Below are 25,582 nucleotides of genomic sequence, written 5' to 3'. Positions count from 1 at the left end.
CGTGAACCAGGGCAGCTTGTGTCAGCGACTATCAAAAAACAGGAGCATGGCCCGTCCCCGGCAAGGGCAGGCCAGCATCCGCAGTGTTCACACCAACCCATCAAGGCAGGGCGAACATGCAACAACGGAGACCAGCTGGTTCATCTCGCACGGCCGTGCGCACCCTTCACCAGGGCAGCGTCATGCCGCCGCATTGTTCTCCCCATCCCTTGATCTGCTTTCCACAGGCTGCTCCTCCCTAGGCGCGGCTCTTTCCTTTCATTCGTCATTTGCGCGGTCCGCAGAAGATCCTCCGGGAGAAGGACAAGGACCGCATTGAAGCAACACAGGAGGCAACAATGAAGAGGCAACAGGTTTTCGACGTGGCGGCGGTGCGCGGCATCATCGCCGAGCGCAAGGACATGGCCGGCGCCATGCTCCCCATCCTGCACGGCATCCAGGACAAGGTCGGCTACATCCCGGCCGATGCGGTCCCGATGATTGCGGGCGAGCTGAACGTCTCGCGCGCCGAGGTGCATGGCGTGATTTCGTTCTATCACTTCTTCCGCCAGGAACCGGCCGGCCGCCACGTGGTGCAGGTGTGCCGCGCCGAGGCCTGCCAGGCGCGCGGCAGCGAAGCGTTGGCTGAACATGCGCAGAACGTGCTGGGCTGCGGTTTCCATGAAACCAGCGCCGATGGCCAGTTCACGCTGGAACCGGTGTATTGCCTGGGCCAGTGCGCCATCGGTCCCAACCTCACCCTCGACGACGAGCTGCATGCCCGCGTCGATGCCGACAAATTCAAGCGCCTGATCCAGGCCAAGCGGGAGGCATGATGAGTACCCATGAACCCGTGACCATCTATGTTCCGAGCGACTCGACCGCGCTGGCCCTCGGGGCCAACGAAGTCGCCGCCGCCATCGCTGCCGAAGCGCAAAAGCGCGGCCAGTCCATCAAGCTGGTGCGCAACGGTTCGCGCGGCATGTTCTGGCTGGAGCCGCTGGTGGAAGTGGCCACCGCAGCCGGCCGCGTAGCCTACGGGCCAGTGGCTGCGGAGGATGTCAGCGGCCTCTTCGATGCAGGGCTGCTCGCCGGAGGCCAGCACACGCTGCATCTGGGCCTGACTGAAGAAATCGGCTTCCTCAAGAATCAGGAGCGCCTGACCTTCGCACGGGTCGGCATCATCGATCCGCTCTCGCTGGAAGATTATCTGGCCCATGAAGGTTATGCCGGATTGAAGAATGCGCTGGCCAAGACACCGGAGGCCATCGTCCAGCAGATGATCGATTCGGGTTTGCGTGGCCGGGGTGGTGCGGCCTTCCCGACCGGCATCAAATGGCAGACCGTGCTGCGCGCACCGGCCGCGCAAAAGTACGTGGTCTGCAATGCCGACGAGGGCGACTCCGGCACCTTCTCGGATCGCATGATCATGGAGGACGATCCCTTCACGCTGATCGAAGGCATGACCATTGCCGCTGTCGCAGTTGGCGCGACCGAGGGCTACGTCTACGTGCGCTCCGAATATCCACATGCCATTGCGACGATGAACGAAGCCATCGCCATCGCCACCGAGCATGGCTACCTGGGCGGCGACATTCTCGGCTCCGGTAAATCCTTCCGGCTGGAAGTGCGCAAGGGCGCCGGAGCCTACATCTGCGGCGAAGAAACCGCCATGCTGGAAAGCCTGGAAGGCAAGCGCGGCGTGGTGCGCGCCAAGCCGCCACTGCCCGCCATCGAGGGCCTGTTCGGCAAGCCGACCGTCATCAACAATCTGATCTCGCTGGCCTCGGTGCCGGTGATCCTGGCGCGTGGTGCGGACTTCTACAAGAACTATGGCGTAGGCCGCTCGCACGGCACGCTGCCCTTCCAGCTGGCCGGCAACATCAAACAGGGTGGCCTGGTGGAGAAAGCGTTCGGTCTCACGCTGCGCCAGCTGCTGGAGGACTTCGGCGGCGGCAGTGCCTCGGGACGGCCGATTCGCGCGGTGCAGATGGGCGGGCCGCTGGGCGCGTACCTGCCGCCCTCGCAATTCGATACGCCGCTCGACTATGAAGCTTTCGCCGCGATCGGCGCGATGATCGGGCATGGCGGGCTGGTGGCGTTTGACGATGGTGTCGATATGGCCAGACAGGCTCGCTACGCCATGCAATTCTGTGCCGTCGAATCCTGCGGCAAGTGCACGCCTTGCCGCATCGGCTCCACACGCGGCGTGGAAGTGATCGACAAGATCATCGCCAACGAGGAGCGGCCGCAGCAGATCCATCTGTTGAAGAGCCTGTGCGACACCATGGTCAATGGTTCGCTCTGCGCCATGGGCGGCATGACGCCGTTCCCGGTGCTGTCGGCCCTGAACCATTTCCCCGAAGACTTCGGCGCGCCCGGCGAACAGGCAGCCTGATCCCATCAGCGATTTAGCGCATCAGCGCATCAGCGAATGCAAGGAGTTGCACCATGAATCAGCTCAACGAAACGGATTACGGCACCCCCGCACGTGCCTCGGAAAACCTGGTCACGCTGGAGATCGACGGCGTGGCCGTGACGGTCCCGGCCGGCACCTCGGTCATGCGCGCCTCGGTCGAGGCCGGCATCAACGTGCCCAAGCTGTGCGCCACCGACAGCCTGGAACCGTTCGGTTCCTGCCGCCTGTGCCTGGTGGAAATCGAAAAGGATGGCCGCAAGATGAAAGGCTATCCGGCCTCCTGCACCACGCCCTGCGAACCGGGCATGAAGGTGCAGACGCAGACCCCCAAGCTGGCCGAGATCCGGCGTGGCGTGATGGAACTCTACATCTCGGATCACCCGCTGGATTGCCTGACCTGTCCCACCAACGGCAACTGCGAACTGCAGGACATGGCCGGCGTGGTCGGCCTGCGCGAAGTGCGCTATGGCTACGAGGGCGAGAACCATACCACCATGAAGAAGGATGAATCCAATCCCTACTTCACCTATGACCCTTCCAAGTGCATCGTCTGCAACCGCTGCGTGCGCGCCTGCGAAGAAACGCAGGGGACCTTTGCGTTGACCATCAACGGCCGTGGTTTCGAGTCGCGCGTATCGGCGGGGCAGATGGAAGCCTTCATGGAATCCGAATGCGTCTCCTGCGGTGCCTGCGTGGAGGCCTGCCCGACCGCGACGCTGACGGAAAAGACCGTCATCATGCTGGGCCAGGCCGAGCACAGCAAGGTCACCACCTGCGCCTATTGCGGCGTGGGTTGTTCCTTCAAGGCCGAGATGAAGGGCAATGAAGTGGTGCGCATGGTGCCGTACAAGGATGGCAAGGCGAATCAAGGCCACTCCTGCGTCAAGGGCCGCTTCGCCTGGGGCTATGCGACCCACAAGGACCGCATCCTGAATCCAATGATCCGCAAGAGCATCAACGATCCCTGGCGCGAAGTGTCGTGGGAGGAAGCGCTGTCGTATGCGGCCAGCGAGTTCCGCCGCATCCAGGCCAAGCACGGCAAGGATTCCATTGGCGGCATTACTTCCTCACGCTGCACCAACGAAGAAACCTATCTGGTCCAGAAACTGGTGCGCGCCGCCTTCGGCAACAACAACGTCGATACCTGCGCCCGTGTCTGCCACTCGCCGACCGGGTATGGCCTGAAGCAGACCCTCGGTGAATCGGCCGGGACGCAGACCTTTGAATCGGTGATGAAGTCGGACGTCATCCTCATCATGGGGGCCAACCCGGCCGCCGGCCATCCTGTGTTCGCTTCGCAGATCAAGCGTCGCGTGCGCCAGGGGGCCAAGCTGATCGTGATCGATCCGCGCACCACCGAGATGGTCAAGTCGCCGCATCTGAAGGCCGACTATCACCTGAAGCTGCGCCCCGGCACCAACACCGCCATCATCACGGCGCTGGCTCATGTGATTCTTTCGGAAGGCCTGCAGAACGAGTCCTACATCCAGGAACGCTGCGACCTGCAGTCATACAAGGATTGGAAAGAATTCGTCCTGCGCGAAGACAATTCCCCTGAAGCCATGGCCGCCATCACCGGCGTGCCCGCCGAGATCATCCGTGGCGCGGCGCGCCTCTATGCCACCGGCGGCAACGCCGCGATCTACTACGGTCTGGGCGTGACCGAGCATGCGCAGGGATCGACCACCGTGATGGGCATCGCCAACCTGGCCATGTGCACCGGCAACGTCGGCCGCGAAGGCGTGGGCGTGAACCCGCTGCGCGGGCAGAACAATGTGCAGGGCTCCTGCGACATGGGTTCCTTCCCGCACGAATTGCCGGGCTATCGCCACATTTCGGATTCCACCGTGCGCGGCCAGTTCGAACAGGCCTGGGGCGTGACGCTCAATCCGGAGCCGGGCCTGCGCATTCCCAACATGTTCGATGCCGCCCTCGATGGCAGCTTCAAGGGCCTGTATTGCGAAGGGGAAGACATCGTCCAGTCGGACCCGAATACGCAGCACGTCGCGGCGGCCTTGCAGGCCATGGAATGCATCGTGGTGCAGGACCTGTTCCTGAACGAAACGGCCAAGTATGCGCATGTCTTCCTGCCCGGTTCGTCCTTCCTGGAAAAGGATGGCACCTTCACCAACGCCGAGCGCCGCATCTCGCGCGTGCGCAAGGTGATGCCGCCCAAGGCCGGCAAGTCCGACTGGGAAGTCACGGTGGCGCTGGCCGAAGCGCTGGGTCACCCGATGCCGTACAATCACCCCTCGGAAATCATGGACGAGATCGCCGCCCTGACCCCCAGCTTCCACGGCGTGAGCTACGACAAGCTGGAAAAACTCGGCAGCATCCAGTGGCCCTGCAACGAGGCAGCGCCGGAAGGCACGCCCATCATGCACGTGGGCAGCTTCATCCGTGGCAAGGGCAAGTTCATCAACACGCAGTATTTCGCCACCGACGAGAAGGTGACGCAGCGTTACCCGCTGATCCTGACCACCGGCCGCATCCTGTCGCAGTACAACGTGGGCGCGCAGACGCGCCGCACCGAGAACTCGCAATGGCATAGCGAAGACCGGCTGGAAATCCACCCGCACGATGCCGAGGACCGTGGCATCCGCGAGGGTGACTGGGTCGGCGTGGAGTCGCGTGCAGGCCAGACCGTGCTGCGGGCGACGGTGACCGAGAAGGTGCAGCCGGGAGTGGTCTATACCACTTTCCACTTCCCCGAATCGGGTGCCAACGTCATTACCACTGACAACTCCGACTGGGCCACCAACTGCCCCGAGTACAAGGTGACGGCGGTGCAGGTGATGCCGGTGACGCAGCCCTCGCAATGGCAGCAGCATTACGAGCGCTTCAACCGTGCGCAGCTCGATCTGCTCAAGGGCGAGGTGCCGGCGGAACCCCTGGTGACGAAGTAAGCGGCGCGGGCCTGACGGGCCCGTGCCGGCGTGATTTCCGCAGACACGAGCCCAACCCATCCGCATCCAGCAGGACAGCATGAACACACGCAACAGCAGCAGCCCCGTCATCGACGACACCACCGGCGACTACGCCACCTTCGCCCGCGTGCAGGTAGATCGCTGGCGCGATGGCCAGCGCGAGACGGTAGAGGATGTCGTCGCCGAGGAAGTGCCCATTGCCCTCGAATACAACGGCATCTCGCATGCCGTGATGATGGCCACGCCCGCCGACCTGGAAGATTTCGCACTGGGCTTCTCGCTCACCGAAGGCATTCTGGCCGCCCCGGGCGAGCTGTATGAATGCGAGATCGTCCCCGGCTGCGAAGGTGTGCAGGTACAGATGCGCATCGCCACCGAGCGCTTCGTGGCGCTCAAGGAGAAGCGCCGCAACCTCACCGGGCGCACCGGCTGCGGCCTGTGTGGTGCGGAGACGCTGGAGCAGGCGGTGCGGCATCCGCAGGCAGTGCGCGGTGGCGCGGTGTTTTCGGTGGAGCAGGTGCATGCAGCTTTTGAGCAGATGCAGGCCGGGCAGCACTTGCAGCAGGCCACCGGTGCCACGCATGCGGCCGCGTGGATGGATGCGTCGGGCCGCATCGTGCTGGTCCGCGAAGATGTGGGCCGCCACAATGCGCTGGACAAGCTCATCGGCGCGCTGGCCGAAGAGGGGGCCGATTTTGCGCAGGGCGCGGCCATCATCACCAGCCGGGCCAGTTACGAGATGGTGCAGAAGGCGGCCACGGTCGGCATCGGTTTCATCGCCGCCGTATCAGCCCCGACCGCACTGGCGATCCGGCTGGCCGAAGAGACGGATGTGACGCTGCTGGGCTTCGTGCGCAAGCAGGGCCACGTGGTGTATGCGCGGCCGCATCGTTTGCGTTGAGCCGGCGGTGCGGATGAAGAATTGACGGACAATCGATGAACAGAGCAGGAGGAGACGCACCATGAATATCGAACACCTGGTCAAGATGGCCAACCAGATCGGCAGTTTCTTTTCCACCATGCCGGACCGCGACCAGGCCATTGCCGACCTGGCTTCGCACCTCAAACGTTTCTGGGAGCCGCGCATGCGCAAGGCCTTCCTGGAGCATATCGAGAAGACGCAAGGGGAGGGACTCGATCCCATCGTGCTGGAGGCAGTGAACCGGCATATGCAGCAGTTGGCGGTGTAGGACAGCTGTCTTCTTGTGATTCAGGTGAAAACCGCTCAGTTTGCTGAGCGGTTTTTTTATTTGGCGAGAGCAGGGGGACACTCATGGCCGGACGCCGGGAATCGCTTCTGTTGGGTGAATTCCACAAGTGTAAATTCATCAGCCGTTTGTCAGGCAAGGCAGGCAGCATCCGCCTGATCCTGCATGGGATGCATCGTTGTTGGCAAGATTCTCCCATGCTGTCAGGAATACTGATGTATTCGCCCACTTGTTTCCAGGAGAGATCCGAGTAATGAAATTATTTCTTGCCTTGCCGATACTCGTCGTCACGTCACTGTTTTCCACAGCCTATGCGATCAACTGTCAGCGTGCTTCGAGTGACGTTGAGCATCTTATTTGCAGCAATCCGGCCATCGTTCGCGCAGATGCGGACATGAACCGCGCCTATGCCGCCATCTTGAAGGCAGCTCCTGATGCTGAGATCCACGACATGCTGGTCGCCAGCCAGAAACGTTGGATCGCGGCGCGGGAGGCAGCGTTTGGAGATCTCGATCGCGCTACCAATGGCCAGACCGGTGAGACCTATCCGAAGGATATGCAGCGCAAGATGGTATTGAAGGCGATCAGGGGGCGCACAGATCAACTCAAGCGGCGCTCAGATCATGAGCCGGGGCAGTTTCACTTTATTCAGGTGGCACTGGATCAGCGGCGTTATGCAAGCCAATTTCCCCGAGGGGATTTCACTGGCTTTGCCACCGAGTGCTTCTTCTATCCGCGTAATCAGAATGGCTCTGGCGATAACTATGGCTATGCCTGCCTGGGCACAATCCAATTCCAGAACAAGGAACGGATTTGTAGCGAGACAAGTGAGTGGGCAACCTACCGCGTGTACACCACCAGGACGGTGGCGACACTTGTCGCCGGTGTCCCCAAGATCGTAGCCAGCTGCAAGGATGAGACGTGTTCGGGGCAGGGTGGGGATACAGCCTCAGGAGCACAAGCCGAGGCGGCGGGCGGCGGTATCGTGTTGGATCCGCCGCTGCCCAAGCTGGATGCTGAGGTAAGTGGATCGCCTGCCGACGATCATGATTCGTGGATTAATCCTTGCCTCACCGACAAGAAGTTTTCGTTGATGTAATTCGACCGTCAGCGAACACACACCACAACGGAGATCAGCATGGGAGGCAGTGCGGCCATTGCGCTGTCACTGCCTGGAATGCGCACGGCCCTCGCCAGGGCGGTGCGCGGCGGTATCACGCGCAACGTGTGCCCATCACTTCAATGGGTTTTTGTGATCCTCAGTGAGGATGAATAATTTTCGACTTGTTTTTTTAGTAGTTAATACTCGCTTTTGTAAATCGAGTCTTTCTGTGCTGGCCGCCGGCATCTGCCTGCATTGTCTTTCTCGCACTGATTTGATCAACAAGCGCTGACGATCTCCCTCCTTTTCCTTCCCGCCGCCTCCTCGGCGCAGGCACTACGCCTGGCACATTACGTGTTGATACCAGTCCTGATGGGGCTTCATGCGGTTGTATTCACCTTTGCGGCCGATTGGTTCAAATTAAATTAATTAACCCGAAATAGCCTATTTGTTTCATCGATTCAGTGGCATGGCGTCAGTTATTCGTCAGCCTTTCGTCATTGATGGTCTATATGATCTGATCCGTCCTTACAAAACTTAACGCCATCAAAGATAAAAAGCTCGCTTTTTTGAAGCGGTAAATTCGCAAAAATATGAATCAGAAAAAATTAAGAAAAAATTGGCGTCGCTTTGTCTCGCTCATTCCTGGCGAAATCCATCCGGTGAGTCCGGTGAAGCTTGCTTTCGATTGCATCGCTGATCCCAAGGCATCGAGAGCGAATGCACTTTGCGGGCTGGTCCGTATGTATCGAATGATCTGAGCCATTTGGCCAGAGCTGCCCTGAGACACGTTGATTGGGAGTGCCAGTCACCGTGACGACGTGTTGATGAAGTGGACTCGTCCCTTGCTTGGATACGCTCCGGCGACTTCCCGCTCATGTCATGCAGTCTCAACTCGTGCCGATTGCTTATCCAGGTGCCAATGAGGTGAGCAGCCTGCCGCTGCAAAGATCGCAGACGCCCGGATGCTGCAGGAGGCCTTCTAAAAAACAATTTCAGAATGGTGAATGGATGAAACGTAGCTACATGCAAGCATTGCTTGCCGGCTTGGTGTTGATGATGTCGGGCTGTGCCACCATTGCCCCCGAACGTAATTCGGCGGAGGAGCTGATGGGAAAAGATGTCGCGGAGGCTTACCAGGTGTTTGGTACGCCTTGGTCGATAGATATCGATACCAACAAGTGGAAGATCAGCAAGTTGTATGGGCAGAAGCATGTCACGTTCCGTCTGATCAAAAGCAATCCGTACACCAGAGAAGAGCTGGCTGGCTCTTACATGGATGCAACCAGAAACCCTCCTACGATCGTGTACCAGTATGAAACCAAGACCTATCAGGACGTTTGCGTTGTTCAGTTCTGGGCCGACAAGGAAACCGACATCATTTTCTATTATGACGTTCAAGGAACTTGCGGATGGCGGGGATGGGGCTTTGGGCAAACAGGCATATTGCACCGCATGGGTATGTGACGGGCACCTGCAAGGCAGTTGTATTTTTACGGCGCTTGTCAGGTCTGCCCGGACAAGCGCATCGCCACGACGTCTTTCAATGAACGGAGAATGAAATGAAATTTTTGAAATGCTTGATGATCCTGTCGATGTTCAGCGTGGCCGGATGCGACACGATTGCCGAAAAAACGAACATCTTGAGCGATGAAAAAATCAAGTCGCAGGCCGCCGGCAATCTCGGTTATTCCCCTTCTGATCTCACCATCATTTCGCGGCGCACGGACGGTACCAATACCTTTGTGAACGTCGTGACCAACGACAGAAAGGAATTCAATTGCATCATCAATGGCGGCAATCTGCTTACCATGGGCATGTCCAACCCGGCGGCCTGCACGCCGAAAGGCCAAGCTTCAAAGGCTTCGCGTTGAACATGGGTTTCGCTGCTGTGGCAGGAAACTTCATGGAGAAAAATGGGGGCGACCCATGTTCAACAACCTCCCTCGCAGCGACGTCATTCTTGCACGTCGGATGACTCATTACACACAACAGAATCAATACCAACTGGAGCTTGGCGATGAATGATATGAAATCCCTTTTTTACAGCGCATTGAGCTTCACGCTGCTCACCTTGTTCAGTTTGTCTGCACAGGCTGAGACGAAGGACTTTGGCGATTGGTCAGTAAGTATTTCGCCCTCCGGTTTTCCTTATGCGGCGACGACAAATTCAGCAGGAGATCTCCTGATCAAGACGTGCAATATCAGCTCAGGCACATGCAGTTGGTTGCAGGCCTCGAAAATAGCTTGCGAAGAGGGAAGCACTGCCGTTGCTCTGATCAACTCTCCGACCGGAGCGGCTGTCAACAAGATGGTCTGTGAGGGCGCGTATGCGAGCGACAGGCAGACCCTCTATAACTACAGTCTGGAAAAACCCGATGAGTTTGATGGCATCGTTGCCAAATCGAGCGGCCTTGTCGGGATTGCGCATCCTTTGGCATCTGGCCAGTTTGAGGTCAGCCGGTTTTCCCTGAACGGCGCACGGCAGGCTGTCGAATTTCTGATGAGTCTGGCCGTAGAGATGACAAAGAGAAGAAAATCGTCCTTGTCGCGCGAACGGCTTTAAGAAGACGTGTCGGGCGGGCTGCCATCAGCAGGCACGAGCCCGATTGACAGCATTTCCTGGTGCAATCCATATCACCAGTCTCACCACGCCGTCTCGGCATATGGCCAGCCTTGGTCGCAGCGGCACTTCGGCCATTGCGGGCAAGTGCAAGCGGACGAGGGGCTGGGATTGCAGTGAGCTGCGGGCCCATTTTCAAGAAAATGAATAACTTTCCATCCTCAAAGAAAATCTCCATCAACAGGTATATCTACTTTGTTGCAACCATCCTCGCTTTGACGTTGGGAGGCGCTGCTGCTTTCAGTACCTACAAGATCTTTGATGCGACCGAGAAACTCAAGTTTGTCATCGACCATGATGTACGACTCGCCCGCGCCGCAGAACGATGGAGCTTGCTGGTGCAGCAGAATGTGGCAAGAGCGTTTGTTCGCGCCAATGTTGAGTTGGGCGGATACAAAGCAAGCTTTGAGAGCGATTTTCAAAAGACCTCGAAGATCATCGGCGACACGCAACAGGAAGTCGCCGCATTGATCACTGACAGGAATATTCGAGAGGCCTTCGATACTGCTGTGGAGGTCAGGAAGAAAGTGGTGGCGATCACCGACAACATCGCCAAAGTCAAAAGCAATGGCACCGCAGAAGAGATACACAACTATATCCAGCAGCAATACGAACCTCAGGTGCGCTCCTATCTCGGCACGCTGGCCACCCTGGCCAGAGTGGCCAGCGATCATGCCGATCTGAAGATTGCGGAGCTGGAGCGTTCGAATCGCAAGATCGTTGCCGGTATCTCGGTTGTCATCCTGATTGCAATGCTTACCGCAGCGTTGGCCACCGTCATGTTGAAGAACCTGATTGCCAAACCACTGAAAAATGCCATAGACAACTCACGGGCCATCAGCCGCGGGGATCTGACGGTGATCATCGGCGAGGAGACCACTTCCGAGTTTTCGGCCTTGTCCGATGCGTTGATCGCGATGCAGTCATCGATCAAAGATATCGTGTCCGAGATCCAGAAGACGACCAATCAGGTCAACCATACATCAGGTGAAATCGTCGACGGCAACGTCAATCTTTCCAGTCGGACGGAAAAGCAGGCGATCTCGATCGAAGAGACAGTATCGACGATGGCGCATCTGACCGACACGGTCAAGAGAAATGCAGACAGCGTGCAAGAGGTCAATCAATTGGCGTTCCAGGCCTCCGGGATCGCCAGTGCCGGAGGCAAAGCGGTCAGCGAGGTGGTCTCTACCATGAATGCGATCAACGAATCCTCTCTCAGGATTGTTGACATCATCAGTGTCATTGATGGCATCGCATTCCAGACCAATATCCTGGCATTGAATGCTGCAGTGGAGGCCGCACGGGCCGGTGAGCAAGGCCGGGGATTCGCCGTGGTCGCTTCCGAAGTCCGCTCGCTGGCACAACGCTCGGCCTCTGCGGCGAAAGAGATCAAATCCTTGATTGACGACTCGGTCGCCACGGTGAGCTGCGGCAGCAAGTTGGTGGAGCATGCAGGCGTGACCATGAGCGAGGTCGTCTCAAGTGTGCAGCGGGTAGCCGATATCCTCGGCGAGGTGGGCAGTGCGATCCGCGAGCAAAGCGCCGGCATTGTCGAAATCGGTCAGGCCATCAACGTGATTGATGATGGCATACAGAAAAATGCAGCGTTGGTTGAACGCTCAGCGGCCTCTGCAAGCTCTTTGCGTGACCAGGCGTCAACGCTCTCGGGCTTGGTTCACCGTTTTGTCTGCGTGACATAAGACTAAGACGCTGGTCTGACCCGAGCTCACTCCGGGCCGCGGCTTTGTGCAAATTGAGCAGGTTCGGTATTTGCTGCGGAACCCCGTACTGCGCGGGGCATCCCGGAAGATGTCACTCGCTATTGCGCGTTGTTGAGTGTATGCATCATCGTGCGGTGTCCGATACGGGCATGCTTTCCATTGCGTTGGTTTATCAGGATTTGAGACCATTGAAGGAGATCGCTTGTGAATGGCAGTGAGAAGACGAATCCCGGCGGCCGAAAGATGAGCGCTGTGCCACGCATCCTGGCCGGTGCGGCAGGAGTCGTGTTGTTGGGCGCGTATGCTTTATCCGCGTACGTAATGTACGGAATGAATCGTGTATATTTTCACGATCCCCATTGGCCTCGTATCGGCTGGGCTGACGTGCTCTGGCTCGTTATCGCTTTATATTTTTTGCTTGTTGGTCTTGTCGGACGGTGGCGCTTGCTGCGCCGGTAAAGCCGACGTGTGCAGCAGTTGGCGTTGTCGGGCTGTTGCCTTCCCGTGATTTCGATGAAACCGCTCAGTCTGCTGAGCGGTTTTTTTCGTGGTAGACCGGGCTGCCATCATTCCCCTCACGCCGCCAACGCCACCTCCGCCGCAATCCGGTGAAACCGCCGTCCAAAATAAGCCAGCCCATCAGCTTGTGACGCCGCCAGGCGAATATGCCGGATCTCCACGAACAGCACGCTGTGCGTGCCTGCCTGCTGCTGCAATACGATGTCTCCCTCCAGCACCGCCAGCGCATCGGGCAGCACCGGCTGGCCGTAGTCGCCGGTCTCCCAGCCGACCTGCGCCATGCGCTCCTCGGCCGCCAGCCCGGTCATGCCGGCGATCATGCGCGCCACCTCTTCATGATGTCCCGCCAGGATGTTGATGCACAAGCGTCCGTTGCCCACCAGGATAGGATGGGCAGCGCTCTTGACGTTGATGCACACCAGCACCGTGGCCGGTTCGTCGGAGACCGAACTGACGGCGCTCACCGTCATGGCGGCGCGTCCTGCAGGACCATCGGTGGTGATGATGTTGACCGCAGCCGAGAGACGCGCCATGGCGTCGCGAAAATCTTGCTTCATGGTAGGTCCGTCCAAAAAAGAGATGACATCCGGCACAAGGCTTCGTATCCTTTGCGCCATCAGCAAGGTCGTCTGCGGCGCCGTCAGGCGGATGTCGATCAGCAGGTGAGAGGGAGAACGCATCGCCGATGAAGGCCTGCGTCCTGGGATGAACAATAGACCCTGCACAAATGACGGGTCAAATGATTGTCTGGAATGTTCCGCATGAAGCAAATGAATATCGGCGCAGTCGACTTGAACCTGCTCAAGACCTTCATCGTCATCTGGGAGCTGCGCAGCCTGACCGCCGCCGCCGACCGCCTGCACCTGACCCAGCCCGCCGTGAGCCACGCCTTGCGCCGCTTGCGCGAAATGTTCGATGATCCGCTCTTCGTGCGCAGTACCAGTGCCATGGTGCCCACCGAAACCGCGATCCGCCTGCATGAACCCATCTCGCGCGCCCTGGGCATCATCCACGAAGCCTTGCATACCCACGCCAGCTTCGATCCGGCCACGGCCACGCGGACCTTCCGCCTGGTCATGTCGGACATGTCCTGCAGCCACGTGCTGCCGTTGCTGATGGAAGAGCTGGCCCATGCTGCCCCGCAGGTTTCCATCGAAGTCCAGCAGATGGCCATGGAAAATCTGGGTGCCGCCATGCGCAACGGCGACATCGACCTGGCCTTCGGCTACCTGCCGGGCCTGCCCGAGGATTGCCAGAGCCAGCTGGTGCTCAATGACGACTACGTCTGCATGCTGCGCAAGACCCATCCCCAGGCCAGCGAGCCGCTGACCATGGAAAGCCTGCTGCAGCTGCGCTACGTCTACGCCAACACCAATACCACCGGCCACCAGCTGGCCGAGGACGTGCTGCGCAACGCCGGCGTGAAGCGCGATTTCGCGCTGCGCATGCCGCATTTCACGGTGGCCCCGCAGATCGTGCGCGATACCGACCTGGCGCTGTTCCTGCCGCGCAGCATCGCCGAGCGCCACAACGTCGATGAGGCCTGCGTGCTGCTGGACCTGCCACTGGAAATGCCGCGCATCCCGGTGAGCATCTACACCCATACGCGTTTCTCGGCGGACTCGGGCATCCAGTGGCTGCGCAGCCTGCTCATCGAGATGTTCGGACGCGAAGCCGAGAACGCCTGATCCTTCCCCGTACTGGAGTCACATCATGAGCATTGCCGTCACCGGAGAGGTTCCCTACTACGCCGTCATCTTCACATCCCTGCGTACCGAGGGCGATCGCGGCTATGGCGAGATGGCCGAGGCCATGGTGGAGGCGGCCTCGCGCCAGCCCGGTTTCCTGGGGCTGGAGTCGGCGCGCGAAGAGGTGGGCATCACCGTGTCTTACTGGGCGAGCCTGGAGGCCATCGCCGCGTGGAAGCGCGACCTCGACCACCAGCTGGCCCAGCGACTGGGACGGCAGCAATGGTACGAGGCCTACAAGACACGGATCTGCAAGGTTGAGCGCGATTACGCCTTCACCCGCGATTGAAACTCAGCAACTGCGCTGCAGGAAATCCATCACCGCTTCAGCAAAGGGGCCTGGCATCTGGTCCGGCATGGGGACCATGCCGTCTTCCAGCGTCCGCCACTGGCTGCCGGCAATGGCCTGGGCGATGCGTTCGCTGTAGGGCGCCGCATGCGGATCGCGTCCCGCCCGCAACACCAGCGTGGGTGCGCGTACCAGGCCGATGCGATCTTCCATGGGATAGTTGCGGACCACGATATGGCCATGCGAGGCCATCGGTCCGGCCTTGAGGGCATCCACCATGAAGCGCGTGAGCAGGTCGGTATCGCCTTGCGGATAGAAGGGCTGGCGGCGCTGCCACAGTTCCTGCAGGTGCGCGCCATCGGTGCGGACCTCCACATCGTCCACCGTACGCTTGCCCGCGTGCGCGCTACGCCGTGCTGCGTCGTTGTAGGGACAGGAAGACAGCACCAGCGCCGCCACCCGCTCAGGAGCCGACGCAGCGATTTCCATGGCCGTGACTGCGCCGGTATGGTGGCCGACCACGGCGGCCTTGCGGATGCCCAACTGGTCCATCACTTCCAGCGCCAGGCTGGCCCAGCGCTCGATGCTGTGCTCCGCCGGTGGCGGCTTGCAGGAATCGCCAAAGCCGAGCGTATCGATGGCGATGGGGCGGTAGCGCTGCGCCAGCAGGGGCAGCACATCGCGGAATTCGTCCCAGGAACGCGGGGTCTGGTGCAGCAGCAGTACGGGCAAACCTTCGCCCATGCTGGCCACGTGCAGGGGGCCGGCGCTGGTGGGGATGAACTGGCGCACGAGGGCGGGAAGGGCAGGGGACATGGGAATGGCTCTCCGGCACGGTGAAGAGGCCGCAGCCTCTTCCCGGTCATCTCATCAACAACGAACAGCAGCGTGAAACGCCAAACGATATAAATGATTTGTATCGTTTGAAGAATGCAGCGCTTCGTTACTTCATCAGCACCGAATAGGTCGGCACATTGTTGGCCCAGCCTGAAGCCAGCGGCGCCACAAACACGTTTTCGGTACGGGTGCGTGCGATCTTCCACACGCCATCGACCTTCTTGAACAGGTTGTTGAGTCGGCTGGAGCGCAGCAGCGATGAGCCATCGCCGAAGATCCACGGCTGGCAGTGCACCCACTGGCCATCGGCGTGCGTGCAGTCGGCATTGACGTGGATCTGTTCCGAGGTCAGGTAGTGCACGTTCAGGAGCAGTTCCGGATCCTTCTTCTGGCCCCAGAAAGCCTGGAAGTGCTTGCGGATCGCTTCCTTGCCGACGGCCTGGCCGAACTGGCCCTCGTAGTAGGAGCCGACACCTTCCCAGATGGCGTCTTCGGCATAGAGCTCGAGGATCTTCTCGATGCGTTCGGCGTCATCGGCCACCGGCTCGGGGCAGGGCGTGTCGCACAGGAACATGTAGCGTGCCTGGATGCGGCGGATGTCGGCCTCGGCTTCGAGGATGTCGAGGCGGCGTTTGAGTTGCTGGATTTCCTGGGTGAAGTCGGTCATGGTGCGTGGTCTCTCGTGATCTTGATCTTGTATGGATGGGAAAAGCCAACCCTGCATACAAGCGCAGGGTTGGCAGCGGCGATCAGTGCATCGCCGCCAGGAGGGGCTTGGGGCTTACAGGTAGCGCGCCAGCAGCTTGCGGGTGGCGATGCGCAGTACGCGGTCGAACAGGTAGCCCAGCAGGCCCAGCGCGATGATGCCCACGAACACCCACTCGGTCCGGCTGAAGTTGCGCGCCGTCCAGATCAGGGCGCCGAGGCCTTCGCGGGCCGAGACGATTTCCGCCGAGACCACCGTCAGGAAGGAATTGCCCATCGCGATGCGGGCACCGGTGACCATGAAGGGCACGGTCGAGGGCAGGATCACGGTGGTCAGGATCTTCCATTGCCCGGCACCCAGCGAGGCCGCCGCACGCAGGCGCAGCGGGTTCACCGCCTGCACGCCGGCGATGGTGTTGAGCGTGACGATGAACACCGTGGTGTAGAAGATCAGCGCGATCTTCGACAGCTCGCCGGGGCCAAGCCAGATCACGGCGAGGGTGACGAAGGCGATTGGTGGAATGAAGCGGAAGAACTCGATGTAGGGATCGAGCAATTGCCGCACCAGGTCAAAGCGGCCCATGAAGATGCCCAGCGGTACGCCGATGGCTACGCCCGCACCCCAGCCGGCCAGGATGCGTCCGGAGGAGGCCAGCACCGACTGCTGCAGGGTGCCGTCACTGATCAGTTCCAGTGCGGCGGCCCAGGTCATCGATACCGAGGGCAGGAACAGCGGCGAGGTGGTCATCGAGACCAGTTGCCACAACACCAGGCCGCCGACGATGGCGACCACCGAGATCAGGAACGGACGGGCTGCTTTCATGCGACGACCCAGGCTGGATGGCATGGCCGACTCTTGTGCCGTCGGGGAGGCTGTCTGTGTGAGCTGGGTCATTGTACGGATTCCTCTTCAATCAAACCTTGTGCGCGCAGCACGCGCGTGACTTCTGCACCGATGTCGTCGCGGATGCGGGCATACAGTGCCATGCAGGCCGGGTCGGCCGGATCGCGCGGATGCGGCAGGTCGACTTCTTCGATGGTCTTGATGTGGGCACGCGGACCTGCCGTCATGGTGACCACGCGGTCGGCCAGGAGGATGGCTTCCCAGATGTCGTGGGTGACGAAGACGATGGTACAGCCGGTGCTTTTCCAGATGCGGTCCAGCTCGCTTTGCAGCACCTCGCGGGTCTGCGCATCGAGGGCGCCGAAGGGCTCGTCCATCAGCACCACTGACGGTTCATTGACCAGCACCCGGGCAATCTGCGCACGCTGGCGCATGCCGCCGGAGAGCTCGGCCGGGAACTTGTCGATGGCGTGCTTCAGGCCGACCAGCGAGACATAGCGTTCGGCGGCGGAGCGGCGTTCAGCGGCCGGGATGCCGCGCAGCTTGAGACCGTACTCGACGTTCTCGCGCACCGACAGCCACGGGAACAGCGCCTCGGACGACTGGAACACGACGCCGCGATCCAGCCCCGGTCCCTTGACGCGCTTGCCGGCCACGCTGATCTCGCCGGCCACATCCTGGAAGCCCGCAATCGCATTGAGCAGGGTGGACTTGCCGCACCCCGAGGGGCCCAGCAGGCAAATGAATTCTCCTGCGCGGATATCGAGGTCGATGCCTGCCATGATCTCGTTCTTGCCGATGGTCAGGCCGACGCGCTTGATGGAAACTGAAGATCCATGTCCCATGGCTTACCCCTTGTAGAAACCGCGTTGCAGGATCTTGCTCATGTCCACCGGTGCCTTGATGGCCTGCTTGGAGAGCAGGAATTCGCCGATGGCATTGGCGGTCTTGAGATCGGTGTCGGTGAAGTCGCGCACGATCGGTTCCATGTCCTTGAGCGAATTGAGCGTCTGCGGCACCGGGATGCGGGTGATGGCCTGCACCGATTGCGCCGCGCGCGGCGGATCCTTGCGGGTGATCTCGGAGGCTTCGGCCAGGGCCTTGAGGATGTTGCCGGCCACTTCCTTGTTGGCGGCCAGCCAGTTGGCATTGGCCGAGAGCCACAGGGTGCTGGTGTAGCCGACGTCGCCGGCGGTCATGAGGATGTGGCCGCCTTGCTGCACGCCCAGCGTGGGCCACGGTTCCCAGACGAAGTAGGCATCGATGTCGCCGCGCGCCAGCAGGGCCGGCAGTTCCGGCGGACCGGAGCGCACCATCTCGACCTTGGCGGCGTCGATGTTGAGGGTCTTGAGGGTCAGGCCGGTGACGTATTCCGAGACCGAGCCGGCGACGATGCCGAATTTCTTGATCTTGTCGGCCGAAGTGATGGCCTTGCGTGCCACCAGCTTGACGTAGGTTTTGGATTGATAGGTCACGGCCAGCGGACGCAGCTCGGCGCGCGAGAGGCGCACGATGTGCGTGGGTTCGCCGGCACAGCCCAGTTGCACCTGGTTGGCCACCAGCGCGTTGAGCGCCTCGCCGCCGTCGGTGTAGGACTGCACGGTGACGTTGGGGGCGCCGTATTTGGCGAACAGTTTTTCGTTGGCGGCGACGTAGAAGGCCGTGAAGACGGGATCAGCGCCGACGCCGATGATGACGGGCGCGCCCTGGGCCAGGGCTGGCAGGGCAGGCGCAGCGCCTGCAGCGAGCATGGAGGCGGCGCCGAGCAGCAGCTTGCGGCGTTGTGGCGAAACGGTGGAGTGGGTCACGGGCTGGGTCCTCTTTGTAAAGTTGGTGAAACGCCAGTGGAGATGGCAGGCACGGCAGTAACAAAGGCAAAACACGGGGAGCGCTTGCGCCTGCAGCGCAGGCATGAGCGCAGGCAATTTTTCAGGAGGGGAGGCGCATCAGCGCTTGATTCCCAGCTTTGCAAAAAGCGCGCCAGCGCTTTCGTAATTCAACTCCGACAGCGCCGCGTGCTGCGTGACCACCATCGCATCGCGCACGATGCGCTGCAGGCGATGGGTGCGCTGGATGGCGGCCATGCCCGCGGCCTGGTAGGCGTCGTTGACGACTTCCATCGAGACCCGTGCGGCATAGGTGGCCGAGAGCTTGAGCATCATGTCGATCTCTTCGGTGACGGGATTGCCCGCCACGATTTGCTCCCAGGCTTGTTCGCAGGCGTCGTAGAAGAACATGCGGGCACTGCGCCACTTGGCTTCGGAGACGCCGAGCTTGATCTTGTAGTACGCGCGGTCGGCCAGGCGCAGCGCACCCGGCATGATCTTGGCGCCACCGGCCATGTCGGTGACGATATCGAGCGCGGCCCGGGCCAGGCCGATGTTGACGGCAGCGTGCACTTCGGCCTGGTAGGCCAGGGCCGGATAGCGATACAGCGGCTCATCGATGAGGCCGGCCGCGCCCCGGGCACAGGTCCATTCATGGGCCACGAACTTGTCCTTGAGACGGGTATCGTGGCTGCCGGTCCCTTGCATGCCGACCACGTTCCAGTTGTCGATGATCTCGATTTCAGAAGCCGGCATCACGGCCATGAGCGCGGGCTTTGGTGTGCCGTCGTCGGGGCCGCTGCTGTCCTTGATGCCCACGCCGATCCAGTCTGCGCCCTTGCAGCCGCTGGCGAAGTGCCAGCGTCCGGTGATTTCCCATCCACCGGGGACGGCCTTGGCTTCCTGCAGCGGATAGAGGCCGCCGGCATAGACCTGGTCGGGGCCGCTTGCGTAGATCTTGCGCTGGGTTTCGATGGGCAGGGCGGCGAGATAGGTGTTGGCCGAACCGAAGGCGGCCACCCAGCCGGCCGAGCCATCGGCCTTGGAGATGCGTTCGACCATGGCCAGGAAGGGCGCCGGGGCCAGGGCTTCGCCACCGAACTTGCGCGGTGTGCCGCTGCGGAAGATGCCGGCCTTCTTCATGGTGGCCACGAGGTCGCGCGGCACGTGGCCGAGCTGATCGAACTCGTCGCGGCGTGCGGTCACTTCCGCAATGAGCGTATCCATTTCGGGAGAGTCCGCATGCGGTGGGGCAGCGGTGACGATTTTTTTCTGGACGGGATAAACATCGAGCGTGATCGAATTCATGGCACACCACTTTGATTGAAAGGAGGTAGCTGAGTGTCGTCCTGGGTCAAATCAGGGTCAAATTCTATTTAGGAATTGGCCGAATGAATATTAGTAATAATGATTAGGCTGCTCCGGGATGGCACGCAGGCTTGTGCATGGTGCACCCGCATGATGCGCGAAACCCGCACGGGGAGGGCGTTTGGCGCGATCCTGCACCAAACGCGAGAGCGTGGATGCCCTGCTTGGAGAAGTATTTGCAGTATTGATGCGGCTAATCGGCGGTGCGGATTTGCCTGCGGTGGAAGGGACTGACTACCATGGGGGCCGAGATTGAAAGGAAACACTGTTCAGTTTCGTCATAGGCTCCTTCTGGCCTTCATTTCGGGCGGACTTCTTCGGGAGTCCGCCACTTTTCTTTTGCTTTTTCTTTTCCTCTTTCCCTGCAGTCCTTGCGGTGAGGGGATGTCTTCTTTTTTTCTATTGCGTGTTGATTCAATGTGCCGGTGAGGCGTAACGCCTAACGCCAATGCGCATCGGCACAGCCGTGCTGCGCGATGGTCTGCAATTGATCTTGTATGGATTCGCATGGAAGAATGTCAGTGGGCATTCCCCATACATGAATGATTGCATCGCAGCTCGCCGCGAATGAGCCATTCATGTCGAATCATTGGATAAAAAAATCGGCCGCATGAAAGCGGCCGATCTTGAATCACGAGAAGGCGGGACAGGAGATCAGTAACGATACCCCAGCGTCAGCAAGATGGTCCGGTCATCCCCCAAGGCCACCGCCCGCGCCAGACCGCCCGCGTAGTAGTGCGTATTGAAGATGTTCTTGACGTTGAGCGCAGCGCGCCAGCGTTCGGCGTTGTAGGCCACGCCGGTATCGGCCAGCACGTAGCCCGGCAGGGTATAGCCGTTGGTACGCATCATGCTCTGGCCGTGCACGCCGCCGTTCCACTCCCATCCGGCCAGTTGGCCCTTGAAGCGATAGCGGGCGCTGGTGGTGAAGTTGTGGCGCGGGACGTTGTCCAGCCACTGGCCCACGGTGGTGCTGCGCTGGCCGCCGTCGTCGGTCACGATGGCCGCCGTATAGGAGTAGCCCGCGTTGAGGCTCAGGCCATTGCGCAAGTCGGAGGTCACGCTGATCTCGCCGCCCTGCGAACGCTGTTCACCCACGGCAATGTTGAAGCCGGTGTTGTTGGGATCGCTCACCAGCACGTTGCGGCGGCGCAGGTCGAACACGGCTACGTTGAGACTGGTGCGGCCTTCGTCGAGGTCGAACTTCACGCCGGCTTCCCATTGCTTGCCGGTCTCGGGCTTGAAGGTGCCGCCGCTCACATCGGTGCCGCTGTTCGGATAGAACGAGGTCGCGTAACTGATGTAGGGACGTACACCACGCAGCAACTCATACATCAATGCAGCCGAGCCGGTCGTGGCGCTGGCCGGAGTGTCGGTATGCGCGCCGGTGCGCAGATTGGTCGAGTAGGTCGAGACGTTGTCGTAGCGCAGGCCGGTCAGCAATTGCCAGCGTTCGCCGAAACGGATGTTGTCGCGTGCATACAAGCCGGTATCGCGGATGCTGGTCGAGGTATAGGTATTGGGTGTGGCCGGGCAATTCAGTCGCGCACCATACACCGGGTTGTAGACGTTGAGCGCCGCCACCGTGCAGGTGTAGGAGAGCGTGTCTTCGCGCGAATTGAGATAGTCCGTACCCAGCGTGATCTCGTGCTTGCCGAAGCCGGTGTTGAAGCTGCGCTGGACATTGGTGTCGATGCTGAAGGTCTGGCCTTCATAGGTCTGGTCGGTACCGGTGCGCGTGAGGCTGCGGCCGGTGCTCGACAGGACGTTGTTGGCCACCAGTTGCCCGCTCATCTCGAACTGCTGGTAACGCACGTTGTTGTTGAGGGTCCAGCCGTCATCGAAGCGGTGCGTCAGCGCATAGCCGACGCGGGTTTCATTGGCCGCATACGGACGCGCGCCCGGCTCGCCGATGAACAGGCTGCGCGGCAGCGCGCCGTTGACGTTGCTGTTGATCGAGCCCGACAGCGGCAGACCTTGCTGGCGCACGTAGCTGCGTTCCTGGTAGCTGGTCAGGATGGTGAAGTCGGTACGCGCACCCAGGTCCAGCGACAGCGAGGGCGCGATGTAGCGGTTCTTGAACCACACGTTGTCGGTGGCGTCGTTCGAATTGGAAATGAGACCGTTGATGCGGAAAGCCTGCTTGCCGTTTTCCGACAGCGATTTGTTCATGTCCACGGTGGTCTGGTAGAAGTCGTGGCTGCCCACGGTGACGTCGACGTTGGCGAAGTCATTGCCTTGCGGACGCTTGCTGACCATGTTGACCAGCCCGCCCGGCAGCACCAGGCCATACAGCAGCGAGCCCGGTCCCTTGAGCACTTCCACCTGCTGCAGTCCGAACAGCTGCTCGGCCACGCGCGAGCTGGCGGTGGTGCGCAGGCCATCCAGATACAGCGAATCGGAGGCGACCTGGCCACGGATGATCAGGTCATCCCAGCCGCGCCGGCCATATTGCTGCGCCACCACGCCGGGCACGTTCTCCAGCGCATCGGCCAGAGAGACGGCCTGCTGGCTGTCCAGCATGGCGCGCGTGACCACCGACACCGATTGCGGGGTTTGCGACAGCGGTGTAGTCGATTTGTTGACTTGGCTTTGGGTGGCCTTGAACTTGGTGTCGTTGACGCCATCAGCGACCACATCGACGGTGGGCAATTGGGTTGATGCCGCACTGTTGTCCGTGCTGGCAGTCTGTGCCAGGACGGAAGAAGCGGGCAATACGGAAAAAGCGAGCAGGACGGCGAGAGCGCCGGGGGAGAGCGAGGGCATGAATCAGATAATAATGAGAATAATTACTATTCATGATATCGCATTCTTGTGCTTGGCAACAAATATTTACTGATCGTTTGCATCTTGTCGCCTGGCGCGCGTACAGGGTGTTTGGCGCGTCGCATCAATCAGGAGCCGGGCTTCAGACCTTGAACGGCGGGAATGAAGCAATCGCCGGAAAGCCAGCGTCTCATGCGCTGATCCATTCATATTGCCGTGCGAGAACGTGAGTGCGCCGTTCATGGCATCTGCTCAAATTTTTCATCTGAAATAAGTTTGACCCGCCCGGATCCCGCTGCTATCTTGGAACCGGTTCCAAAAGATTCATATAAATGAGCAGCCCGGAGCCTTCAGACAAATCAACCGACGCAGTTCAACGATTTGGCGGGCAATAGTGAGACAACACACCAAGACCGGCACCGACCGGGTCACCATCGCGCAGGTTGCGCGGGAGGCCGGGGTGTCCAAGACCAGCGTATCGCGTTACCTGGGCGGCGAATTCGACGCGCTCTCGGCACCGCTGCGCGACCAGATCAGCAAGACCATCGAGCGCCTGGGCTATCAGCCCAGCCAGATGGCGCGCGGGCTCAAGGGTGGCCGTACGCGGCTCATCGGCATGCTGGTGGCGGACATTCTCAATCCCTATTCGGTGGCCGTGCTGCATGGTGCGGAAGCGGCCTGCCAGAAGCATGGCTACACGCTCATGCTGTGCAACACCGGCAATGACGAGGCGCGCGAGAAGCAGTCGCTGGCCGCCCTGCATTCCTACAGCGTGGAAGGCCTGCTGTTCAACACCCAGGGCCGCAACGTGACGCCGCTGCGCGAGCTGGGGCAGGCGGCCTTTCCGGTGGTGCTGCTGGACCGGCACGTGGAAGGCTGCGACTTCGACCTGGTCGGCCTCGATAACGTCAAGGCCGCGCAACTGGCCACGCATCACCTGTTGGCGCAGGGTTATACGGATATTGCACTGGTGGTGCAGCCGCTGTTCGGCGTGAGTTCGCGGCAGGGGCGGCAGGCGGGATTTTTGCAGGCGATGGTGCAACGTCCAGATTGCCATGGCGAGACGCTGGAAGTGGATGTGGACCAGCCCGGCCATGTGGCCACGGTCGTGCGCGAATATTTCCTGCGCCGGGCGGCCGCCGGCAGCTCGGGGCGAGTGGCCCTGCTGGCCGGCAACGGCATGGTCTCGCTGCAGATCGCGCTGGCCTTGCAGAGCATGTCGCTGCGCTTTCCGGATGACGTGGGCCTGCTGTGTTTCGATGAACTGGCATGGTCACCGCTGGTGGGCAGCGGCATCAGCACCATCGAACAACCGACCTATGACATCGGCTTTACGGCCATCGAACGCTTGCTGGTCCGCATCCACGGCGAGCGCTCGGTGCGCATGGAAATGCTGCTCGATCCCCGCCTCATCTGCCGCGGTTCGACCGCCAGTGTGGACGGCCATCCGCAGCGCGCGCTGGCGAGCAGCATCGTGAGCAAGATCCGGCCCGCGCCGATGGCGCCAGCGAGCGGCAGTTAGGCCCATCGCTGGAACCGATACCAAAGTGCAGACCTTTGATCGTGGCACTGCGCACTACTGGTAAGACCTTGAAACAGGACTGCAGAGCTGTTCAGTAAAGATGGCGCCCGTATTTCAGCAGCACGCAACCGTATTACGGCCTTCCGGCCGCATCACAGACCTGCAAGCGGGAAGCACAAGCAGGCAGCAACAAAGAGGGGCAAGCGAGTCCCTGCGGCCGCGCACCAGCGGGCAGCGGGATTCGGTGCCTGTCGCACTCAACGGACTGCCGTCCACACGACATTGATTGATCAGGAGACCAGGATGAGCATCAAGAACATTTTCAACGCAAAATTCGTCGCACTGACGCTGGCCGCTGCCTGCGCAGTGGCAACCGCCGCCAGCGCCAGCGCGCAGAGCATCGCCGAGCTGACCAAGAAAGGCAAGATCACCATCGGTGTGGTCAGCGGCACACCGCCCTTCGGTTCGGTCGATGCCAAGGGCGTGCCCATCGGTTATGACGTCGATGTGGCCAACCTGATCGGCAAGTATCTCGGCCTGCCGGTGGAGATCGTGCCGCTGGTGCCGCCGGCCCGTATCCCGGCGCTGGAATCGGGCAAGGTCGACATGCTGGCCGCCACCCTGGCTCCCACGCCTGAACGTGCGAAGTCGGTGCTGTTCACGATTCCCTACAGCGGTTTCGAACTCTCCATCGTCGGTCCGGTGGGCAGCAACTTCAAGAAGCTCGATGACCTGGTCAAGAAGAAAGTGGGCGTCTCGCGCGGCTCCACCAACGACACCGCACTGACCCGCCTGGCGCCTCCGGGCACGGTGCTGGTGCGTTTCGAGGATGACTCCACGGTGACCCAGGCGCTGCTGTCGAACCAGGTCGATGCCATCTCCATTCCCAATACCATGGCCAATGAAATCGTCAAGAGCCGTGGCCAGGGCAAGATCGAAGTCAAGTTCCCGTACTCGGTGCAACCCAATTCGATGACCGTGCGCAAGGGCTCGTATGAGCTGCAGCAGTGGCTCAACAACTTCATCTACTACGTCAAGCTCAACGGCGAACTCGATGCCATCTCGCGCAAGTGGGCCGGCCCGCTGCCCAACCTGCCGGTGTTCTGATTCCGGCAACCGGAATCTGTCTTGCAGAAGCGGCTGCGCAGGCATGAACTGCGCAGCCTGAGAAGAACA

22 protein-coding genes are annotated in these 25,582 nt (G+C 60.7%); 14 read left to right on the top strand and 8 right to left on the bottom strand.

The window, feature by feature from the left end; translation table 11 throughout:
* Window positions 1-338: 338 nt before the first annotated feature.
* From J2X56_RS12920 to J2X56_RS12875, 10 genes are all read left to right on the top strand, one after another.
* Window positions 339-815 carry a formate dehydrogenase subunit gamma gene (locus J2X56_RS12920; RefSeq protein ID WP_008327136.1) on the top strand — a complete coding sequence of 159 codons (477 nt, stop codon included), beginning with the start codon at window positions 339-341 and terminating at the stop codon, window positions 813-815.
* Window positions 815-2,377: an NADH-quinone oxidoreductase subunit NuoF gene (locus J2X56_RS12915; protein WP_310160590.1), complete on the top strand. Its 1,563-nt coding sequence runs from the start codon at window positions 815-817 to the stop codon at window positions 2,375-2,377. Before J2X56_RS12920 ends, J2X56_RS12915 begins: the two co-directional genes overlap by 1 nt.
* A 53-nt stretch (window positions 2,378-2,430) precedes the next feature.
* Window positions 2,431-5,304 carry a formate dehydrogenase subunit alpha gene (fdhF, locus tag J2X56_RS12910; protein WP_310160589.1) on the top strand — a complete coding sequence of 958 codons (2,874 nt, stop codon included), beginning with the start codon at window positions 2,431-2,433 and terminating at the stop codon, window positions 5,302-5,304.
* 79 nt (window positions 5,305-5,383) lie between these two features.
* Window positions 5,384-6,226 (top strand): formate dehydrogenase accessory sulfurtransferase FdhD, encoded by an 843-nt coding sequence (gene fdhD / locus J2X56_RS12905; RefSeq protein WP_310160588.1) that lies wholly within the window; start codon window positions 5,384-5,386, stop codon window positions 6,224-6,226.
* A gap of 61 nt (window positions 6,227-6,287) precedes the next feature.
* Complete coding sequence (locus J2X56_RS12900; RefSeq protein ID WP_034331331.1) at window positions 6,288-6,515, top strand: formate dehydrogenase subunit delta; 228 nt, start codon at window positions 6,288-6,290, stop codon at window positions 6,513-6,515.
* A 271-nt stretch (window positions 6,516-6,786) separates the two neighbouring features.
* Window positions 6,787-7,632, top strand: a complete 846-nt coding sequence (locus tag J2X56_RS12895) for a lysozyme inhibitor LprI family protein (RefSeq protein WP_310160587.1) — start codon at window positions 6,787-6,789, stop codon at window positions 7,630-7,632.
* An 885-nt stretch (window positions 7,633-8,517) separates the two neighbouring features.
* A complete protein-coding gene (locus J2X56_RS12890) occupies window positions 8,518-9,102 on the top strand; it encodes a hypothetical protein (protein WP_310160586.1) in 585 nt (194 codons plus the stop codon).
* Window positions 9,103-9,197: 95 nt separating this feature from the next.
* The gene (locus tag J2X56_RS12885; RefSeq protein ID WP_204725174.1) at window positions 9,198-9,509 is read left to right on the top strand and encodes a hypothetical protein; all 312 of its coding nucleotides are present in this window, start codon (window positions 9,198-9,200) and stop codon (window positions 9,507-9,509) included.
* A 146-nt stretch (window positions 9,510-9,655) separates the two neighbouring features.
* Entirely contained in the window at window positions 9,656-10,201 is a 546-nt protein-coding gene (locus J2X56_RS12880) for a hypothetical protein (protein ID WP_310160585.1), read from the top strand.
* A 200-nt stretch (window positions 10,202-10,401) separates the two neighbouring features.
* Window positions 10,402-11,961 carry a methyl-accepting chemotaxis protein gene (locus tag J2X56_RS12875; RefSeq protein WP_310160584.1) on the top strand — a complete coding sequence of 520 codons (1,560 nt, stop codon included), beginning with the start codon at window positions 10,402-10,404 and terminating at the stop codon, window positions 11,959-11,961.
* Between the two features lie 596 nt (window positions 11,962-12,557).
* Here J2X56_RS12875 and J2X56_RS12870 read toward each other — a convergent pair.
* Window positions 12,558-13,058 (bottom strand): flavin reductase, encoded by a 501-nt coding sequence (locus J2X56_RS12870; RefSeq protein WP_121038533.1) that lies wholly within the window; start codon window positions 13,056-13,058, stop codon window positions 12,558-12,560.
* Between the two features lie 204 nt (window positions 13,059-13,262).
* Here J2X56_RS12870 and J2X56_RS12865 point away from each other — a divergent pair, with 204 nt between their 5' ends.
* Window positions 13,263-14,189 carry a LysR family transcriptional regulator gene (locus tag J2X56_RS12865; RefSeq protein ID WP_310160583.1) on the top strand — a complete coding sequence of 309 codons (927 nt, stop codon included), beginning with the start codon at window positions 13,263-13,265 and terminating at the stop codon, window positions 14,187-14,189.
* A 25-nt stretch (window positions 14,190-14,214) separates the two neighbouring features.
* Window positions 14,215-14,538, top strand: coding sequence for an antibiotic biosynthesis monooxygenase (locus tag J2X56_RS12860; RefSeq protein WP_310160582.1), 324 nt, complete (start codon window positions 14,215-14,217; stop codon window positions 14,536-14,538).
* Window positions 14,539-14,541: 3 nt separating this feature from the next.
* On the opposite strand, the gene J2X56_RS12855 is transcribed toward J2X56_RS12860, so the two are convergent.
* The 7 genes from J2X56_RS12855 to J2X56_RS12825 form a co-directional block, all read right to left on the bottom strand.
* Window positions 14,542-15,354 carry an alpha/beta fold hydrolase gene (locus J2X56_RS12855; protein WP_209568536.1) on the bottom strand — a complete coding sequence of 271 codons (813 nt, stop codon included), beginning with the start codon at window positions 15,352-15,354 and terminating at the stop codon, window positions 14,542-14,544.
* Window positions 15,355-15,481: 127 nt separating this feature from the next.
* The gene (locus J2X56_RS12850; RefSeq protein WP_134134823.1) at window positions 15,482-16,042 is read right to left on the bottom strand and encodes a nuclear transport factor 2 family protein; all 561 of its coding nucleotides are present in this window, start codon (window positions 16,040-16,042) and stop codon (window positions 15,482-15,484) included.
* 114 nt (window positions 16,043-16,156) lie between these two features.
* Window positions 16,157-16,975 carry an ABC transporter permease gene (locus J2X56_RS12845; RefSeq protein WP_034331325.1) on the bottom strand — a complete coding sequence of 273 codons (819 nt, stop codon included), beginning with the start codon at window positions 16,973-16,975 and terminating at the stop codon, window positions 16,157-16,159.
* A complete protein-coding gene (locus J2X56_RS12840) occupies window positions 16,972-17,769 on the bottom strand; it encodes an ABC transporter ATP-binding protein (RefSeq protein WP_088756766.1) in 798 nt (265 codons plus the stop codon). Before J2X56_RS12840 ends, J2X56_RS12845 begins: the two co-directional genes overlap by 4 nt.
* A 3-nt stretch (window positions 17,770-17,772) precedes the next feature.
* Entirely contained in the window at window positions 17,773-18,732 is a 960-nt protein-coding gene (locus J2X56_RS12835) for an ABC transporter substrate-binding protein (protein WP_121038542.1), read from the bottom strand.
* 138 nt (window positions 18,733-18,870) lie between these two features.
* The gene (locus J2X56_RS12830) at window positions 18,871-20,058 is read right to left on the bottom strand and encodes an acyl-CoA dehydrogenase family protein (RefSeq protein WP_034332634.1); all 1,188 of its coding nucleotides are present in this window, start codon (window positions 20,056-20,058) and stop codon (window positions 18,871-18,873) included.
* A 714-nt stretch (window positions 20,059-20,772) separates the two neighbouring features.
* On the bottom strand, window positions 20,773-22,884 hold the full coding sequence (locus tag J2X56_RS12825; protein WP_204725177.1) for a TonB-dependent siderophore receptor: 2,112 nt from the start codon (window positions 22,882-22,884) through the stop codon (window positions 20,773-20,775).
* A gap of 394 nt (window positions 22,885-23,278) precedes the next feature.
* Between J2X56_RS12825 and J2X56_RS12820 the strand changes: the two genes are divergently transcribed.
* Together J2X56_RS12820 and J2X56_RS12815 are read left to right on the top strand one after the other, a co-directional pair.
* Complete coding sequence (locus J2X56_RS12820; protein ID WP_310160581.1) at window positions 23,279-24,406, top strand: LacI family DNA-binding transcriptional regulator; 1,128 nt, start codon at window positions 23,279-23,281, stop codon at window positions 24,404-24,406.
* Between the two features lie 303 nt (window positions 24,407-24,709).
* Window positions 24,710-25,513 (top strand): transporter substrate-binding domain-containing protein, encoded by an 804-nt coding sequence (locus tag J2X56_RS12815; protein ID WP_121038551.1) that lies wholly within the window; start codon window positions 24,710-24,712, stop codon window positions 25,511-25,513.
* Window positions 25,514-25,582 lie beyond the last annotated feature (69 nt).

This window comes from Herbaspirillum sp. 1173 (genome assembly GCF_031455335.1).
GTDB lineage: Bacteria > Pseudomonadota > Gammaproteobacteria > Burkholderiales > Burkholderiaceae_D > Herbaspirillum > Herbaspirillum huttiense.
Note: the sequence above shows the minus strand (reverse complement) of the source record. Positions and strands in the feature narration are given on the sequence as shown.

Coding starts and splice junctions, on each gene's coding strand:
- J2X56_RS12855 (WP_209568536.1), bottom strand. CDS start 15,354: ATGTCCCCTGCCCTTCCCGCCCTCGTGCGCCAGTTCATCCCCACCAGC.
- J2X56_RS12900 (WP_034331331.1), top strand. CDS start 6,288: ATGAATATCGAACACCTGGTCAAGATGGCCAACCAGATCGGCAGTTTC.
- J2X56_RS12885 (WP_204725174.1), top strand. CDS start 9,198: ATGAAATTTTTGAAATGCTTGATGATCCTGTCGATGTTCAGCGTGGCC.
- J2X56_RS12880 (WP_310160585.1), top strand. CDS start 9,656: ATGAATGATATGAAATCCCTTTTTTACAGCGCATTGAGCTTCACGCTG.
- fdhD (WP_310160588.1), top strand. CDS start 5,384: ATGAACACACGCAACAGCAGCAGCCCCGTCATCGACGACACCACCGGC.
- J2X56_RS12860 (WP_310160582.1), top strand. CDS start 14,215: ATGAGCATTGCCGTCACCGGAGAGGTTCCCTACTACGCCGTCATCTTC.
- J2X56_RS12815 (WP_121038551.1), top strand. CDS start 24,710: ATGAGCATCAAGAACATTTTCAACGCAAAATTCGTCGCACTGACGCTG.
- J2X56_RS12920 (WP_008327136.1), top strand. CDS start 339: ATGAAGAGGCAACAGGTTTTCGACGTGGCGGCGGTGCGCGGCATCATC.
- J2X56_RS12915 (WP_310160590.1), top strand. CDS start 815: ATGAGTACCCATGAACCCGTGACCATCTATGTTCCGAGCGACTCGACC.
- J2X56_RS12870 (WP_121038533.1), bottom strand. CDS start 13,058: ATGAAGCAAGATTTTCGCGACGCCATGGCGCGTCTCTCGGCTGCGGTC.
- J2X56_RS12850 (WP_134134823.1), bottom strand. CDS start 16,042: ATGACCGACTTCACCCAGGAAATCCAGCAACTCAAACGCCGCCTCGAC.
- J2X56_RS12830 (WP_034332634.1), bottom strand. CDS start 20,058: ATGAATTCGATCACGCTCGATGTTTATCCCGTCCAGAAAAAAATCGTC.
- fdhF (WP_310160589.1), top strand. CDS start 2,431: ATGAATCAGCTCAACGAAACGGATTACGGCACCCCCGCACGTGCCTCG.
- J2X56_RS12845 (WP_034331325.1), bottom strand. CDS start 16,975: ATGACCCAGCTCACACAGACAGCCTCCCCGACGGCACAAGAGTCGGCC.
- J2X56_RS12890 (WP_310160586.1), top strand. CDS start 8,518: ATGCAGTCTCAACTCGTGCCGATTGCTTATCCAGGTGCCAATGAGGTG.
- J2X56_RS12875 (WP_310160584.1), top strand. CDS start 10,402: ATGAATAACTTTCCATCCTCAAAGAAAATCTCCATCAACAGGTATATC.
- J2X56_RS12840 (WP_088756766.1), bottom strand. CDS start 17,769: ATGGGACATGGATCTTCAGTTTCCATCAAGCGCGTCGGCCTGACCATC.
- J2X56_RS12825 (WP_204725177.1), bottom strand. CDS start 22,884: ATGCCCTCGCTCTCCCCCGGCGCTCTCGCCGTCCTGCTCGCTTTTTCC.
- J2X56_RS12895 (WP_310160587.1), top strand. CDS start 6,787: ATGAAATTATTTCTTGCCTTGCCGATACTCGTCGTCACGTCACTGTTT.
- J2X56_RS12865 (WP_310160583.1), top strand. CDS start 13,263: ATGAAGCAAATGAATATCGGCGCAGTCGACTTGAACCTGCTCAAGACC.